This window comes from Amycolatopsis sp. NPDC049688 (assembly GCF_040674975.1).
Classification (GTDB): domain Bacteria; phylum Actinomycetota; class Actinomycetes; order Mycobacteriales; family Pseudonocardiaceae; genus Amycolatopsis.
Genome location: NZ_JBFANY010000001.1, coordinates 1152739 through 1166409, shown reverse-complemented (window position 1 = coordinate 1166409; position 13671 = coordinate 1152739). Strand labels below are relative to the sequence as shown.

15 protein-coding genes and 1 riboswitch are annotated in these 13671 nt (G+C 71.9%); of the genes, 2 read left to right on the top strand and 13 right to left on the bottom strand.

Features of this window, described 5'->3' with window-relative positions; translation table 11 throughout:
• Positions 1–137: 137 nt before the first annotated feature.
• Entirely contained in the window at positions 138–635 is a 498-nt protein-coding gene (locus AB0J55_RS04945; protein WP_364242878.1) for a GtrA family protein, read from the top strand.
• Here AB0J55_RS04945 and AB0J55_RS04940 read toward each other — a convergent pair.
• The 4 genes from AB0J55_RS04940 to AB0J55_RS04925 all read right to left on the bottom strand — a co-directional run bounded on the left by AB0J55_RS04940 (position 565) and on the right by AB0J55_RS04925 (position 7503).
• Positions 565–2739 (bottom strand): glycosyltransferase family 2 protein, encoded by a 2175-nt coding sequence (locus AB0J55_RS04940; protein ID WP_364242875.1) that lies wholly within the window; start codon positions 2737–2739, stop codon positions 565–567. The genes AB0J55_RS04945 and AB0J55_RS04940 overlap by 71 nt on opposite strands.
• The gene (locus AB0J55_RS04935) at positions 2736–3671 is read right to left on the bottom strand and encodes an NAD-dependent epimerase/dehydratase family protein (RefSeq protein ID WP_364242872.1); all 936 of its coding nucleotides are present in this window, start codon (positions 3669–3671) and stop codon (positions 2736–2738) included. Before AB0J55_RS04935 ends, AB0J55_RS04940 begins: the two co-directional genes overlap by 4 nt.
• Before the next feature lie 5 nt (positions 3672–3676).
• Positions 3677–6580, bottom strand: a complete 2904-nt coding sequence (gene gcvP, locus AB0J55_RS04930) for an aminomethyl-transferring glycine dehydrogenase (RefSeq protein WP_364242869.1) — start codon at positions 6578–6580, stop codon at positions 3677–3679.
• A 203-nt stretch (positions 6581–6783) separates the two neighbouring features.
• A riboswitch (glycine riboswitch) is annotated at positions 6784–6882 on the bottom strand.
• Positions 6883–6924: 42 nt separating this feature from the next.
• Complete coding sequence (locus tag AB0J55_RS04925) at positions 6925–7503, bottom strand: MerR family transcriptional regulator (protein WP_033260631.1); 579 nt, start codon at positions 7501–7503, stop codon at positions 6925–6927.
• A gap of 298 nt (positions 7504–7801) precedes the next feature.
• Between AB0J55_RS04925 and AB0J55_RS04920 the strand changes: the two genes are divergently transcribed.
• Positions 7802–8413, top strand: a complete 612-nt coding sequence (locus AB0J55_RS04920) for a TetR family transcriptional regulator (RefSeq protein ID WP_364243418.1) — start codon at positions 7802–7804, stop codon at positions 8411–8413.
• On the opposite strand, the gene trxA is transcribed toward AB0J55_RS04920, so the two are convergent.
• The 9 genes from trxA to AB0J55_RS04875 form a co-directional block, all read right to left on the bottom strand.
• Entirely contained in the window at positions 8394–8729 is a 336-nt protein-coding gene (gene trxA, locus AB0J55_RS04915) for a thioredoxin (RefSeq protein WP_364242866.1), read from the bottom strand. The genes AB0J55_RS04920 and trxA overlap by 20 nt on opposite strands.
• A gap of 11 nt (positions 8730–8740) precedes the next feature.
• Positions 8741–9136 carry a MerR family transcriptional regulator gene (locus AB0J55_RS04910; protein ID WP_364242864.1) on the bottom strand — a complete coding sequence of 132 codons (396 nt, stop codon included), beginning with the start codon at positions 9134–9136 and terminating at the stop codon, positions 8741–8743.
• Positions 9137–9205: 69 nt separating this feature from the next.
• On the bottom strand, positions 9206–9604 hold the full coding sequence (locus tag AB0J55_RS04905; RefSeq protein ID WP_364242861.1) for a VOC family protein: 399 nt from the start codon (positions 9602–9604) through the stop codon (positions 9206–9208).
• Positions 9605–9612: 8 nt separating this feature from the next.
• Complete coding sequence (locus AB0J55_RS04900; protein ID WP_004559569.1) at positions 9613–10086, bottom strand: bifunctional nuclease family protein; 474 nt, start codon at positions 10084–10086, stop codon at positions 9613–9615.
• 216 nt (positions 10087–10302) lie between these two features.
• Positions 10303–11049 (bottom strand): MerR family transcriptional regulator, encoded by a 747-nt coding sequence (locus tag AB0J55_RS04895; protein WP_364242858.1) that lies wholly within the window; start codon positions 11047–11049, stop codon positions 10303–10305.
• Complete coding sequence (gene garA, locus AB0J55_RS04890; RefSeq protein WP_004559567.1) at positions 11046–11510, bottom strand: glycogen accumulation regulator GarA; 465 nt, start codon at positions 11508–11510, stop codon at positions 11046–11048. The genes AB0J55_RS04895 and garA overlap by 4 nt, the downstream gene beginning before the upstream one ends.
• A 114-nt stretch (positions 11511–11624) precedes the next feature.
• Positions 11625–12008 (bottom strand): glycine cleavage system protein GcvH, encoded by a 384-nt coding sequence (gcvH, locus tag AB0J55_RS04885; protein ID WP_103352921.1) that lies wholly within the window; start codon positions 12006–12008, stop codon positions 11625–11627.
• A 92-nt stretch (positions 12009–12100) separates the two neighbouring features.
• A complete protein-coding gene (locus tag AB0J55_RS04880) occupies positions 12101–12718 on the bottom strand; it encodes a CDP-alcohol phosphatidyltransferase family protein (RefSeq protein ID WP_364242854.1) in 618 nt (205 codons plus the stop codon).
• A 741-nt stretch (positions 12719–13459) separates the two neighbouring features.
• Positions 13460–13669 carry a hypothetical protein gene (locus AB0J55_RS04875; protein WP_033260629.1) on the bottom strand — a complete coding sequence of 70 codons (210 nt, stop codon included), beginning with the start codon at positions 13667–13669 and terminating at the stop codon, positions 13460–13462.
• Between the last annotated feature and the right edge of the window lie 2 nt (positions 13670–13671).

The following is a 13671-nucleotide window of genomic DNA, read 5'->3' as shown; positions in this document are numbered from 1 at the left end:
TGCCGCCTTTCCTGCTCGTTTACGCCACCCGAACGCTATAGATCACGTGCTGATGAGGACCTGGCAATGACCTGTGAATCTCCTATGCGTGGGGGGGCCGGACGGCGGCGCGCGCGGCCCGCGGGGAGGATGGGGACATGACGACGGTAACCAACGGCGTGCGGCCCCGCACGGCGGAGAAGACCCGCCACCGCGGCTGGGCCCGGCTGGCCCGCGCCGCGACGACCTCGGTCGCGGCCACCGTCGTCAGCCAGGTCGTGCTGCTCGCCGTCCTCGCCGCCGGCGGGGTCCCGGCCCTGGCGAGCACGCTGGCCTGGGCGGCCGGGGCGGTGCTGAACTTCCTGGTCACCCGGCGCTGGGTGTGGGGCCGCACCGGGCGGCCGCGGGTGCGGCGCGAACTGCTGCCCTACCTGGCCGTCATCGGGCTCGGCGGGCTGGCGTCGATCGGCCTGACGACCCTCGCGGGCTCGCTGCTGACGCCCCTGGAGCTGCCGCACTTCTGGTGGGTCGTGCTCGTCGACGGCGCGTACGTCGCCAGCTACGCGCTGGTGTTCGCCGTCAAGTTCACGCTGCTCGACCGGCTCGTGTTCGGCCGCGGCGCAGCACGTACCCCCGCCACCACGTCCCGGTCATGACGCGGGCGTAGTTCGCGCCGTAGACGAGGCTGCCGCCCTTCTTGCTCTTGCCCGCCTTGCGCAGCCGCATGCTCATCGGCAGCTCGGTGACGCGGGCGCCACGGGCGGTGACGCCGAGCAGCAGCTCGGAAGACTGGTACTGCGGCTCGTTCAGCGGGACCGCGCAGACCAGGTCCGCCCGCATCGCGCGGAAGCCGAACGACGTGTCGGTGATCCGCCGGGCCGTGAGCACCGAGGCCAGGACCGCGAAGACGCGGACGCCGAGCCACCGGACGCGGCTGTCGGCCTCCTCGTGCCCGAGCCGCCGGGATCCGGTGACGAAGTCGGCGGTGCCGTCGACGACCGGGCGCACGAGCGCTTCGAGCTCGCTGTTGTCGTACTGGCCGTCGGCGTCGGTCGTCACGACGTACTCGGCGCCGGCCTCGGCCGCGAGGTGGTAGCCGAGGCGCAGCGCGGCGCCCTGACCGCGGTTGCGCGGCGCGACGCAGACGTAGGCGCCGTGGTCTTCGGCGATCGACGCCGTGTCGTCGGTGCCGCCGTCGACCACCACCAGCACGTCGACCGGCATGCCGAGGCACTGGTCGGGCATCTTTTCCAGGACTTCGCCGATGCCGCCGGCCTCGTTGTAGGCGGCGATGACGACGGTCAGCGGTGCCAGCTGCAGGCCGGGGTGCCGGCCGCGGAAGTCGTTGAGAGCACCGGCGTCGACGTCGTCGGGGAAGGCCGCGAGCCGCTTCCGGCTCGCCGATGTCAGCGTGGTGAAGCCGAGCGCCCCGGCCACCGGCAGCAGCACCAGCGCCGGGATCTGGTAGCGCCAGGAGAACAGGAACACCGCCGAGGCGAAGAGCAGCACCAGGCCGGCCGACGCCGCCAGCAGCGCGCCCGCCTGGGCCCGGTCCAGGGGCTTCTTGCGTCGGAACACCGGCAGCAGGCCCAACACCGCGCCGATGCCGAGTACTCCGCCCGAGACGTAGCCGCCGCCGAGCTGGTAGTCGCGCAGGATCTTCGCCAGGGGCTGGTCGACGTGCGCGACGACGCCGTCGTTCTGCAGCGTGACCAGGTCGATCAGCGACTGGTCGGCCCACTGCGGGTAGGTGAGCTGGAACTGCCATCGGTCCAGCGGGACGTCGGCCGGGTCCTGCTCGCGTGTCCAGGCGAAACTCTTGGCGAAGTCGGTCAGGATCGCGTCGGCGACGTCGCCGGGCTGGGCCTTCAGGACGGCGATCGCGAACTCGTGCGCCAGTGCGACTTTGTCCGCGCCCGGGGGTAGCGGGCCGGGCCAGTTCGGGTCGAGGTCGGCGTGGGTGTAGTTGTCGACCAGGCGCGTTTCGCGCGGCTCGGCCGGGCAGAACACCTGCACCTCCGGGGCGAGGTGCAGGTTCGCGCAGTCGGCGACGGCGGCGGTGCGGCCGTAGAGCATGTTCCCGGACGGCCCGGTCAGGCCCCACTTCCCGGTCTCGGCATGCACCCGCGCCGCATACGGGACCAGCACGGCGAGCAGGCCGAGGAGGCCGGCGCCGGCCCGGCGCCATCCCGCCCAGTGCCGCCACGCTCCCCCGGCGACGACCAGGAACACCAGCAGCGGCAACGCCAATGAGATGCCGATCAGCCGGGTGAGCACGCCGAAGCCGAGCAGCAGGCCCGCGGCGCCGGCGCGCTTCCAGCCCGGGGTGCCCCACCCGAGCAGCAGCCAGAGGAGCCCGAGAAGGACCGCCTCGAAGGTCACCTCGGACATGATGTTCTGCTCGATCTGCAGCTGGTAGGCGTCGAGCAGCAGCGGGACCGCGGCCAGCGCGCCGACCCACGGACGGCCGCCGAGGCGCAGGACCAGCGCGTAGACGCCGATCGCGATCAGGACCCCGCCGGCGTGCTGCACCGCCGCGACCCAGGCCAGCCCCCCGACGGCGAGCAGCGGGCGCAGGACGAGGTCGTAGCCGATCGGGTTCAGCTGGTCGGCGCGCAGCGCGTGCAGGTTGTCGATGTACCGGAACGAATCGATGTACAGCAGCGCCGGCCGGTAGGCGAGCCAGGTCAGCACCCGCAGCGTGATCGCCGGGACGAGGAGCAGGAGGAGCAGCCAGTGCCGCCGGAGAAAACCGCTCACCGGTTCGCGAGGCCGGAGAAGTACTTCCACGCCGTGGCGAGACCGTCGGTGAGCGAGACCTCCGGCCGGTAGCCGATGGTCTCCGCGCTGGCCGAGATGTCGACGACCACCGCCGGCATCTCGCCCGCCGGGGCCTCGACGTGCTCGACCGGCAACTCGGCCCCGGTCACCTCGCGCACGGCGTCGATCATTTCCAGCACGGACACCGAACAGCCGGCGCCGACGATCGCGCGACCGGAGTGGCCGCTGTCCAGGGCCAGCAGGACGGCGCGGACGACGTCGTCGACGTGCACGAGGTCGCGGCGCTGGCGGCCGTCGCCGTAGACCTTGACCCCGCTGCCGGTCAGCGCGGCCCGCATCATCCGCGGCACGAAACTGTCCTTGTGGGACATTCCCGGGCCGTAGACGTTGGTGAACCGCAACGCACACGTCGTCATGCCGTACGCCCCGGCGTACCCCGACAGCAGCATCTCGCACGCCGCCTTGGTCGCGCCGTAGGGCGTCAGCGGGCGCAGCGGCAGATCCGGGGTGATGGTCGCCGAACCGACGTTGCCGATCACCGCGTTGGTCGAGGCGAGCAGGAACGCCGGCACCTCGCGGCGGCGGGCGAGTTCCAGGAGTTCCTGGGTGACGAGGACGTTGTCGGCGAAGGTGTCCTCGGGGAGCTCGACCGACTTCAGCACCGACGTCAGCGCGGCGAGGTGCACGATCCCCGCGGTCCCGGGCGTCACGGCCTCCTCGCGGACGGCCGCCTCGCGCAGGTCACCGGTCACCACCCGGACACCGGCGGTGTCTTCGGGGAAGGGGATCCGGTCCACGACGGTGACCGGCACGTCCCGGTCGCGGAGGGCGCGCACGACGGCCCGGCCGATGAAGCCGCTCCCGCCGGTCACGACCACGGACGTCCGATCAGGACCGTGCCTGCTCACCATGGGCGTCAACCTACCCCGCGATCCTGTGACCGGTCCGCGAAGGCCTCCGGCGGCGGGCAGGAGCAGACCAGGTTCCGGTCGCCCGCCGCGCCGTCGATGCGCCGGACCGGCGGCCAGATCTTCGGCGTGCCCGGGCCGGCGGGGAACACCGCCGTCTCGCGGCTGTACGGCCGGTCCCATTCGCCGGCAACGCACCGCGCGGTGTGCGGCGCCTGCCGCAGCGGCGAATCCTCCAGGGGCCACTCCCCCGCCGCGACGCGGTCGATCTCGCCGCGGATCGCGATCATCGCGTCGCAGAAGCGGTCGAGCTCGGCGAGGTCTTCGCTCTCCGTCGGCTCCACCATCAGCGTCCCGGCGACGGGGAACGACATCGTCGGCGCGTGCAGCCCGTAGTCCGCCAGGCGCTTCGCGACGTCGTCGACCGTGATGCCGGTGGCCTTCGTCAGCGGCCGCAGGTCGAGGATGCATTCGTGCGCGACCAGGCCTTCGCGCCCGGCGTACAGCACCGGGTAGTGACCGGCGAGGCGGCGGGCGACGTAGTTGGCGTTGGCCACCGCGACGAGGGTCGCCCGGCGGAGGCCGTCGGCGCCCATCATCCGGACGTAGGCCCACGAGATCGGCAGGATCGACGCGCTGCCCCACGGCGCCGCGCTGACCGGGCCGACGCCGGTGGCCGGGCCGGCCGCCGGCTGCAGCGGGTGGTTCGGCAGGAACGGCGCCAGGTGCGCGCGGACCCCGATCGGGCCGACGCCGGGCCCGCCGCCGCCGTGCGGGATGCAGAACGTCTTGTGCAGGTTGAGGTGCGAGACGTCGGCGCCGAACCGGCCGTACTGGGCGACCCCGATCAGGGCGTTGAGGTTGGCGCCGTCGACGTACACCTGACCGCCGGCGGCGTGCACCGCCGCGCACACCTCGCCGACGGTGTCCTCGTAGACGCCGTGCGTCGACGGGTAGGTCAGCATGATCGCGGCGAGGTCGGCGCGGTGTTCGTCCACAGTGGACTTCAGGTGGGCGAGGTCGATGTTGCCGCGCTCGTCGCACCGGACGACGACCACCCGCATGCCCGCCATGACGGCGCTGGCCGCGTTGGTGCCGTGGGCGCTGGCCGGGATGAGGCAGACGTCCCGGGCGTGCTCGCCGCGGGAGCGGTGGTAGGCGCGGATGGCGAGCAGGCCGGCGAACTCACCCTGGCTGCCGGCGTTGGGCTGCAGGGAAACGGTGTCGTAGCCGGTGATCCGGGCGAGCCAGGTGGCGAGGTCGGCGACGACCTCCAGCAGGCCGGCCGCGTCCCCGGCGGGCGCGAAGGGGTGCAGCCCGGCGAATTCCGGCCAGGTGACCGGTTCCATCTCCGCGGTGGCGTTGAGTTTCATCGTGCACGAGCCGAGCGGGATCATGCTGCGGTCGAGGGCGACGTCCTGGTCGGCCAGCTCACGCAGGTAGCGCAGCATCGCGGTTTCCGAGCGGTGCGCGTGGAACACCGGGTGCGCCAGGTACCCGCTCGTCCGGCGCAGCGGGACCGGGAGCGCGTCCGCGGTGTCGGCGTCCAATCCGTCCACATCGGACACCGAGACGCCGAACGCCTTCCACACCAGCGAAAGCCGTTCACGGGTCGTGGTCTCGTCGCAGGCGACACCGACGTGGTCGTCGTCGGCGAGCCGCAGGTTCACGCCGAGGTCGCGGGCCGCCGCGACGACGGCGGCCGCGCGCCCGGGCACGGTCGCGGTGACGGTGTCGAAGAACTCGCCGTGCCCGACGTCGACGCCGCCCTCGGCGAGGCCGGCGGCGAGCACGGTGGCCATCCGGTGGGCCCGCAGCGCGATCCGGCGCAACCCGTCGGGGCCGTGGTACACGGCGTACATCGCCGCCAGCACCGCCGGCAGGACCTGCGCGGTGCAGATGTTCGACGTCGCCTTCTCGCGGCGGATGTGCTGCTCGCGCGTCTGCAGGGCGAGCCGGTAGGCCGGGTGGCCGTCGGCGTCGCGGGAAACGCCGACGAGCCGCCCGGGCAGCTGCCGTTCGAGGCCCTTCCGGACGGCGAGGTAGGCGGCGTGCGGGCCGCCGAAGCCGAGCGGGACGCCGAACCGCTGCGTCGAGCCGACGGCGACGTCGGCACCGAGTTCGCCGGGTGGCCGCAGCAGGGTGAGGGCGAGCGGGTCGGCGGCGACGACCACGGCCGCGCCGTGCTGCTTCGCCTCGCTGATGGTGAGGTCGAGCTCGTGCACCGCGCCGGACGCGCCCGGGTAGGACAGGAGGATGCCGAAGAAGTCGCCGCCGAGCCCGAGCCCGGTCAGCCCCTGGGACAGGTCCTCGACGACGAGCTCGATCCCGAGTGGTTCGGCCCGGGTCCGCAGCACGGCGAGGGTCTGCGGCAGGGTGTCGGCGTCGACGACGAACCGGGACGACGCCGCCCGCCCGGCCCGCCGGACGAGGGTCATGGCTTCGGCGGCGGCGGTGGCCTCGTCGAGCAGGGAGGCGTTGGCCACGGGCAGCGCGGTGAGATCGGCGATCACGGTCTGGAAGTTGAGCAGCGCTTCCAGGCGGCCCTGGGAGATTTCGGGCTGGTAGGGCGTGTAGGCGGTGTACCAGGCGGGGTTTTCCAGGACGCCCCGCCGGATGACCGGCGGGGTGACGGTGTCGTGGTACCCGAGCCCGATCATCTGCGCCATCGGCCGGTTCCGGGCGGCGAGTTCCCGCAGTTCGGCGAGGGCCTGCGCTTCGGAGGCGGCGGGCGGCAGGTCGAGCGGCTCCGCGGACTCCCGCAGCGACTCGGGAACGGCTCGTTCGGCGAGTTCGCCGAGGGAGGCGACGCCGATGACGTCGAGGATGTGCCGGAGGTCTTCGGGACCGGGGCCGATGTGCCGGTCGGCGAAGGGAATGCCCTGTTCCAGGGAGGCGAGTGACGGATCCACGATGGCCTCCTCCGATCGGCGGTGTCCACCGCAGGATTCCGGCGAGCGCCTTGCGCGAGCAGACCTCGCCGAATCCGAAGGAACCCTCCCCGCTCTGTCTGACCCCTAAGGGCGCCTGAGAGTTTCGCCCGTAGGTTGACCCGGGCTTGCACCGTCGGCGGGGCCATCAGGGTGTGTCCTGACGACCCGCTTTCCAGAGGCGTCTCGTCCGCGCGGTCCAGGGTGCCTGAGAGGTTCCGGGGAGGATTTGCTCCTTCGGCGCCGAGCTCAAGGTGTGGCTCGGACTCTCCCGCGCGGATTCGTCGACCGCACGGTGAACCTTACTCTGTCCGCCGCAGCGGTGATCACCCGGTCTTGCGGGCGTTGCGGCGCTGGGTGAGTTCGTCCGGTTCGTGCGTCTCGACGATGCCGCCGTCGGCGCGTTCGGCCGGGAACTCGTGGATGGTGCCGCTGATTTCCTGCATCGCGCCGCTGACCGCGATGCCGAAGACGCCCTGGCCGCCCTGGAGCAGGTCGACGATCTCCTCCGGGGAGGTGCACTCGTAGACCGTGGTGCCGTCGGAGAACAGCGTCACCCGGGCCAGGTCGCGGACGCCGCGGACGCGCAGGTGGTCGACCGCGACGCGGATGTTCTGCAGCGAGACGCCGGTGTCGAGCAGCCGCTTGACGACCTTGAGGACCAGGATGTCCTTGAACGAGTACAGCCGCTGCGAGCCGGAGCCGTGCGCGGTGCGGATGCTGGGTGCGACCAGTTTGGTCCGGGCCCAGTAGTCGAGCTGGCGGTAGGTGATGCCGGCGATCTGGCACGCCGCCGGACCGCGGTACCCCACCAGCTCGTCGGGCAGCGAGTTGTCGGGGAACAGTTCCCCCTGCTCACCAGTCGCGACCTCGACAGGCTGCTTCTCGGAACCAGCCTCGACCACGCAAGCCTCCCCTCGCCCGACCTGACGGCCGGCGAATGACAGCCGGACGGTCCCAGGAGCGGGACCCGCCGGAGATCAACCGCCACGGTCCGGCCCCAGACCGTGAATCACACCGTGGCGATTTCCCTTCTTCGACGGTAAGCGCCCGGACAGTGCCGGTCAACGCGACGCGCGGCAAGCCTCAACGGTCGGCTGAGCCTTTGAGCCGTTCGCCGTACCCCCTACGGCGTGATTCAAACACCTTGACAGAGTTACTCAGCCGAGTAACTTTTTACTCATGCAGGTAAACACTGACCTCATGGCCGAGATGGGCCTCAGCGTCACCGAGGCCGCGCGCCGGGCGCAGATCATCGGCGCGACCATCGGCGTCCTGGCCGATCTCGGCTACCGCCGGACCACCTTCGCCAAGATCAAGGAGCGCGCCAGGCTCAGCAGCACCCGGCTGATCTCGTACCACTTCACGAACAAGGCCGGCCTGATGCAGGCCGTGCTCAGCACGGTCGTCGAGACGAAGGGTGCGTTCCTCACCGAACGCACCGGCGGCGGCCTCGACCCGGCCGACCGGCGCGGCTACCTGCGGGCGCACATCGAGACGTCGATCGCGTTCCTGCGGGCGTACCCCGAGTGCGTCCGGGCGCTGTCGGAGCTGGCCGCCAACGCCGACGACGCCGACGGCTGGGTGATGACGAAGGTGCTGGTCGACGACCTGCGCGTGCACGGCCTGGCCCGCCAGCTCAAGCAGGGCCAGGCCGAGGGCGTCTTCGGCGTATTCACGCCCGAGGTGATGGCGATGTCGATCGCGCAGGCCGTCGACGGTGTCGCCGCGGCCTACGCGGCCGACCCTTCGCTGGACCTCGAAACGTACGGGCGCGAGGTGGCGGACACGTTCGTCAAAGCGACGGCGCCTTGAGGGCCCGGTCGAGCCGGTCCTCGATGCGGGCCTTCGGGAACGCGCCGACGATCGTCTCGACCGGCTCGCCGCCGCGGAAGAGGATCATCGTCGGCAGCGACATGACCTGGTAGGAGCGGGTGGTTTCCGGGTTCTCGTCGGCGTTGATCTTCCGGACGGCGAGCTCGCCGTCCCGCTCGGCGGCGAGCTGCGCGAGCACCGGGCCGACCATCCGGCAGGGGCCGCACCAGGTGGCCCAGAACTCGACGAGCACGGGAACGTCGCTGCTCAGCACGTCGGCGAACGTGCGGTCGGTGACTTCGAGGACTTCGGACACGGCGGGCTCCTTCACGGGCGCGGGGAATCGGGCACGGCACACGGATCGGGCGCCTGCCGGGCGAGCGCGGCGGCGAGCTTGGCGGCCAGTTCGCCGCGGATGCCGCCGAGGCGGGCGAGCAGGGCGTCGGCTTCTTCGAGCTTGCGCCGGTAGACCTCGATCGAGTTCGCGCAGGAATCGCCGGTCTCGTGCCCGCTGCGCAGGCATTCGACGAAGGGGCGGGTCTCCTCCAGGGTCAGGCCGACCGTCTGCAAGGTCTGGATCTCCTTGACCAGCTGGAGGTCGTCCTCTCCGTACTCGCGGTAGCCGTTCGCCGAGCGCCGGGCCTGCAGGAGGCCCTGGTCCTCGTAAAACCGCAGCGCACGGGTGGTGGTACCCGTGCGCTGCGCAAGTTCTCCGATCCGCATGCCTTCGACGCTAGACGTTGACGTCCACGTCAAGGCAAGTTCCCCTCGCCGCGGCGAGGGGACCGCTCCTCAGATGTCGGCTTCGATGGCGAAGGTGTTGCCGTCCGGGTCCTGGAACCAGGCGATCCGCCCACCGCCGGCCCGGGCGGTGATCCCCTTCGCGTCGTGTTCCAACCGGTCGTAGCGGGTGAACTCGACGCCGGCCGCGATGAGTTCGCCGACGACCTCGTCGATGTCGTCGACGTACCAGGTCGCCAGGGTGGCCGAGCTCTTCCCCGCGGTGCCGGACTGGTACACGTTCAGCGCCGGTCCGCCCCCGGATCCGTAGGTCCGGCTGCCGTCGGCGACGTGGGCGCTCGGGCCGGACTGCAGCGCCCGCAGACCGAGCTTGCCTTCGTAGAACTCGACCGCCCGGTGGATGTCGGACACGGCGATCGAAGCTCTGACCTGGTGGGCACTCAGGGACATGAGGCCCCTCAGGTATCTGCTCCGCGGAAGTCTTCCGGGGAAACCGAGTCGAGGAACTCGCGGAACTTCTCGACTTCGTCTTCCTGCTCGTCCGGGATGATCAGGCCGGCTTCCTCCAGCACCGAGTCCACGGCGTGGATGGGGACGCCGATCCGCAGGGCCAGCGCGACCGAGTCGCTCGGCCGGGCGGACACCCGGATGTCGCCGTCGAAGACGAGCTCCGCGAAGAAGGTGCCCTCCTTCAGGTCGGTGATGACGACCTGCTCGAGCTCCCGGCCGAGTGCTCCGATGACCTCTTTCAGCAGGTCATGCGTGAGCGGGCGGGCCGGCCGGACCCCCTGTTGCTCCAAGGCGATGGCGGTGGCTTCGACCGAGCCGATCCAGATCGGCAGGTACCGTTCGCCTTCGGTCTCCCGCAGCAACAAGATCGGCTGATTCGCGGGCAGCTCGACCCGCACACCGACGACGCGCATTTCGCTCATCGGGCTTCGCCTCCCTCTCGTGCACACGGGCTGCAGCGCTGAACCGGCTTCACGCCCTCACTCCCGACGCTACCCGTCATCCGTGCGCTGTGCTCGCTGTCCGGACTCTCTCGGTTCGCCTGCCGCAAACCCGTCCCTTCACGGTACGGCATGCGGTGCCGAACATTCAGTCATTGACATGGGACCGCAAAGAGGATCTCACTGCCCCGTTATCGATCAACACCCGGCGACGCCACGGATTCCGGCCTTGACGAGCAGCGTGTGCAGGGTCACGGACAGGGCCGCGAGCTCCCGCACCACTTCGTCGGCCCGGGACTTGGCCTCCGGGTCGCGGTGCCGGTACACCGGCGTCACGATCTGCTCCAGCAGCCCGACCTCGCGGTCGGCCGCGGCGCGGAACGCGCGCAGGTGTCTCGGTTCGATCCCGAATTCGGTCATCGCCTTCACCGTCCGCGCGACCAGCACCGCGTCCGGGTCGAAGAACCCGGCGGGACCGGGCCGGACCAGGCCGTACTGCTGCAGCTCGGCCAGCGCCCCCGCGTCGATGCCCGCCTGTTCCAGGAGCTCCTCCTGGGTCAGGCGCAGCTCCTTGCCCGCGGCGAAGTCGTCCGCCACGGGCAGGCCGACGTTCTCGGCCGGCGCGTCGATGGGCACCAGCCGGCGCGGCGGGCGGGGCAGGGCCGCGGCGGTCCCGTTGCCCGAGTCCGCCGCGTCCAGCTGTTCCTTGATGACCTTCAACGGGAGGTAGTGGTCCCGCTGGGCGGCCAGGACGAACCTGAGACGCTCCACGTCCGCCGCGGCGAACTGCCGGTACCCCGAAGGCGTCCGGCCCGGCTGGACCAGGCCTTCGGCTTCGAGGAACCGGATCTTGGAGATGGTGACATCGGGGAAGTCGCCGCGCAGCTGCGCGAGAACGGCCCCGATGCTCAACCCGTCACGTTGTGGCCGTCCGGCCGCCGTCACTGCGCCCCCTGGCCCCCGTGCCCCGGGCCGGTCAGGAAGACCAGGCGGAACTTCCCGATCTGCACCTCGTCGCCGCCGGCGAGCACGGCCTGGTCGACCGGCTCGCGGTTGACGTAGGTGCCGTTGAGGCTGCCGACGTCGATGACGACGAACTCGCCGCCCTCACGCCGGAATTCGGCGTGCCGGCGGGAGACCGTGACGTCGTCGAGGAAGATGTCGCTGTCCGGGTGCCGTCCGGCGCTGGTGGTGTCGCGGTCGAGCAGGAACCGCGAACCCGCGTTCGGCCCGCGCTTCACGACCAGCAGGGCCGAACCCGGGGGCAGGGCGTCGACTCCCTGGACCGGGGCTTCCGGGGCGGGCTCGCGACCTTCGGCTTCGGCCAGGAAGTCGGCCCGGAAGACAGAGGTCCGCTCCGGAGACTGCTCCGGGGGAACGCCGCCGGGCCCGTCGTTCGTGCTCACCTGAGCTCTCCTCCACACATGCTGTGTTGCCAGTACTCAAGAACGTGTAGCTGCCAACGTACCGTGCCTGATCGATTCTCCGAGCCCCGGCTCCCCGAACCGGCGGAGCGGGCTTCAGCCCTTGGTCAGGGCGTCGTACGCCTCGGCTTCGAGCAGCGCTTCGAGCCCGGCGGGGTCGTCGAGCCGGATCTCGATCAGCCAGCCCTCGCCGTAGGGGTCGCTGTTGATCAGCTCGGGCGAGTCGGCGACGGCGTCGTTGACCGCGACGACCTCCCCGTCGACCGGCGCGAACAGCTCGGAGACGCTCTTGGTCGACTCGACCTCGCCGAAGACGTCGCCCGCGCTCACCTGCCTGCCGACCTCGGGCAGGTCGACGAACACGACGTCGCCGAGCTGGTCCTGCGCGTACTCGGTGATGCCCACCCGGACGAGCGTCTCCTCGCGGGTGGCGACCCACTCGTGGTCCTCGGTGTAGCGAAGCTCTTCAGGAGCGGACACCGCGGTCCCCTTTCATGCCCTCACTGGCGAAACGTGCTGCGCGAAGTCTTACACCCACACGGCCCAGCCGCCCGCCACGACCCGGCGAAAGCTCACTCTGCGGGTTCGCGGAGGGCGTTGCGTGCCTGCACGACGTAGAGGACACCGGACCAGACGTAGAGAACGGCGCCCCAGATGGTGAAGGCGTACCCGATCGGCCGCGCGACCGCGGCGACGCCGGAGCCACCCTGCGCGAGCAGCAGGAACGGGAAGGCGTACATCAGGACGAAGGTGGCCCCCTTGCCGAGGTAGGTGACCTCGGGCGGCGCGAACCCCCGGCGGCGCAGCGTCATGACGCAGACGCCGAGCACGGCCTCCCGCAGCACCAGCGGGACGACCACCCACCACGGGATGATGTCCCGGACGAGGAAGGCGATCAGGGTGGCGAGGATGTAGAGCCGGTCGGCGGCGGGGTCGAGCAGCTGCCCGAGGCGGGACATCTGGTTGAGCCAGCGGGCGAGCTTGCCGTCGAGCCAGTCGGTGAGGGCGCTGAAGACGAGCAGTGCGAGGGCCCAGCCGTCTTCTCGGGGGCCGAGCAGGAGCCAGAGGAAGACCGGAACGCCGGCCAGCCGCAGCAGGGAGAGGATGTTGGGGACGTTGAGCGCCTGCCGCAGCAGGGAGGGCTCGGCGGTACCGGGCTGAGCGGCGGGTTCGGGGGCGGCTGTGCTCACGGGGCCATTAAACAGCGGAGGGGTGGCGGGGCGCCCGGTGGTGCGGTGCGGGGTCGGGGCCTGAAGGGCAGGGTGCGGGGCCTGGTTGGTGGGCCGGCGCCGGCTGGGACGGGGCCGGGCCTGGCGGCGCGAGGTTGCGGCCCCTTGCCGGGCCTGCGCCAGGTGGGAAGTGGCCGGGCTGACGGGGCGAGGCGGGCGGCCTCAACCGACTGGGAGCGGCCGCGGCTGGCAGGGCGAGGCGGGCGGCCTCCACCGACCGGGGCTGACGGGGCGGGGCGGGCGGCCTCCACCGACCGAGGCTGACGGGGCGGGGCGGGCGGCCTTCACCGACCGGGAAGCGGCCGCGGCGGGCGGGGGCGAGGCGGCCGGCCTCCACCGACCGGGCGGACGGGGCGTGCGGGCTGCACCGGCCGGTGAGCGGTCGGGCCGGAAGTACAGGGGGTTCTGTCTGCCGGACCTGCGCCAGCCGTGCCGTGGCCAGGCCAGGCGCCGCAGGGTAGAGGCCCCATGCCTACGCCGGCCGTGGCCGGCCGTGGAGCGGCCGGGACCTGCGGTGCAAGGTGAGGCGCTCACCCAACCTGCCGAAACCGTCCGCCCGCAGCCCTGGTTGCCGGGCCCGCGCCGGCCGAGCACCGGCCCGGGCGGGCGGCGCCGGCAGGGCATTGCCCGACCGGCACCGGCCCAACCCCCGGAGGACGATCCCCGGCCCACCCTCCCCCAGCCAGGGCGGCCAGGGCGGGCTCAGCTGGCCCGGCGGTGGCTCCACCCGCGGCGCTGCAGCTCCGCGCTGGTCAGCGACTCGGGGCGGCCGCGGTAGTCGGTGCCCATCCAGCGGGCCCGGCCCGCGCGGCCCTCGAGCACATACGGGCGGCCGCAGCACCAGACCACGGTGCTCGGGACGGTCGGCGGACTGGACGGGTCTTCGGTACTGGTCACAGCGTCGGCGTTCATCG

Bases quoted from the DNA above. Each gene is read 5' to 3' on its own strand.
- AB0J55_RS04945 (WP_364242878.1), top strand. From the start codon at position 138: ATGACGACGGTAACCAACGGCGTGCGGCCCCGCACGGCGGAGAAGACC.
- AB0J55_RS04875 (WP_033260629.1), bottom strand. From the start codon at position 13,669: ATGAACGCCGACGCTGTGACCAGTACCGAAGACCCGTCCAGTCCGCCG.
- AB0J55_RS04910 (WP_364242864.1), bottom strand. From the start codon at position 9,136: ATGCGGATCGGAGAACTTGCGCAGCGCACGGGTACCACCACCCGTGCG.
- AB0J55_RS04920 (WP_364243418.1), top strand. From the start codon at position 7,802: ATGGCCGAGATGGGCCTCAGCGTCACCGAGGCCGCGCGCCGGGCGCAG.
- AB0J55_RS04900 (WP_004559569.1), bottom strand. From the start codon at position 10,086: ATGAGCGAAATGCGCGTCGTCGGTGTGCGGGTCGAGCTGCCCGCGAAT.
- AB0J55_RS04905 (WP_364242861.1), bottom strand. From the start codon at position 9,604: ATGTCCCTGAGTGCCCACCAGGTCAGAGCTTCGATCGCCGTGTCCGAC.
- AB0J55_RS04935 (WP_364242872.1), bottom strand. From the start codon at position 3,671: ATGGTGAGCAGGCACGGTCCTGATCGGACGTCCGTGGTCGTGACCGGC.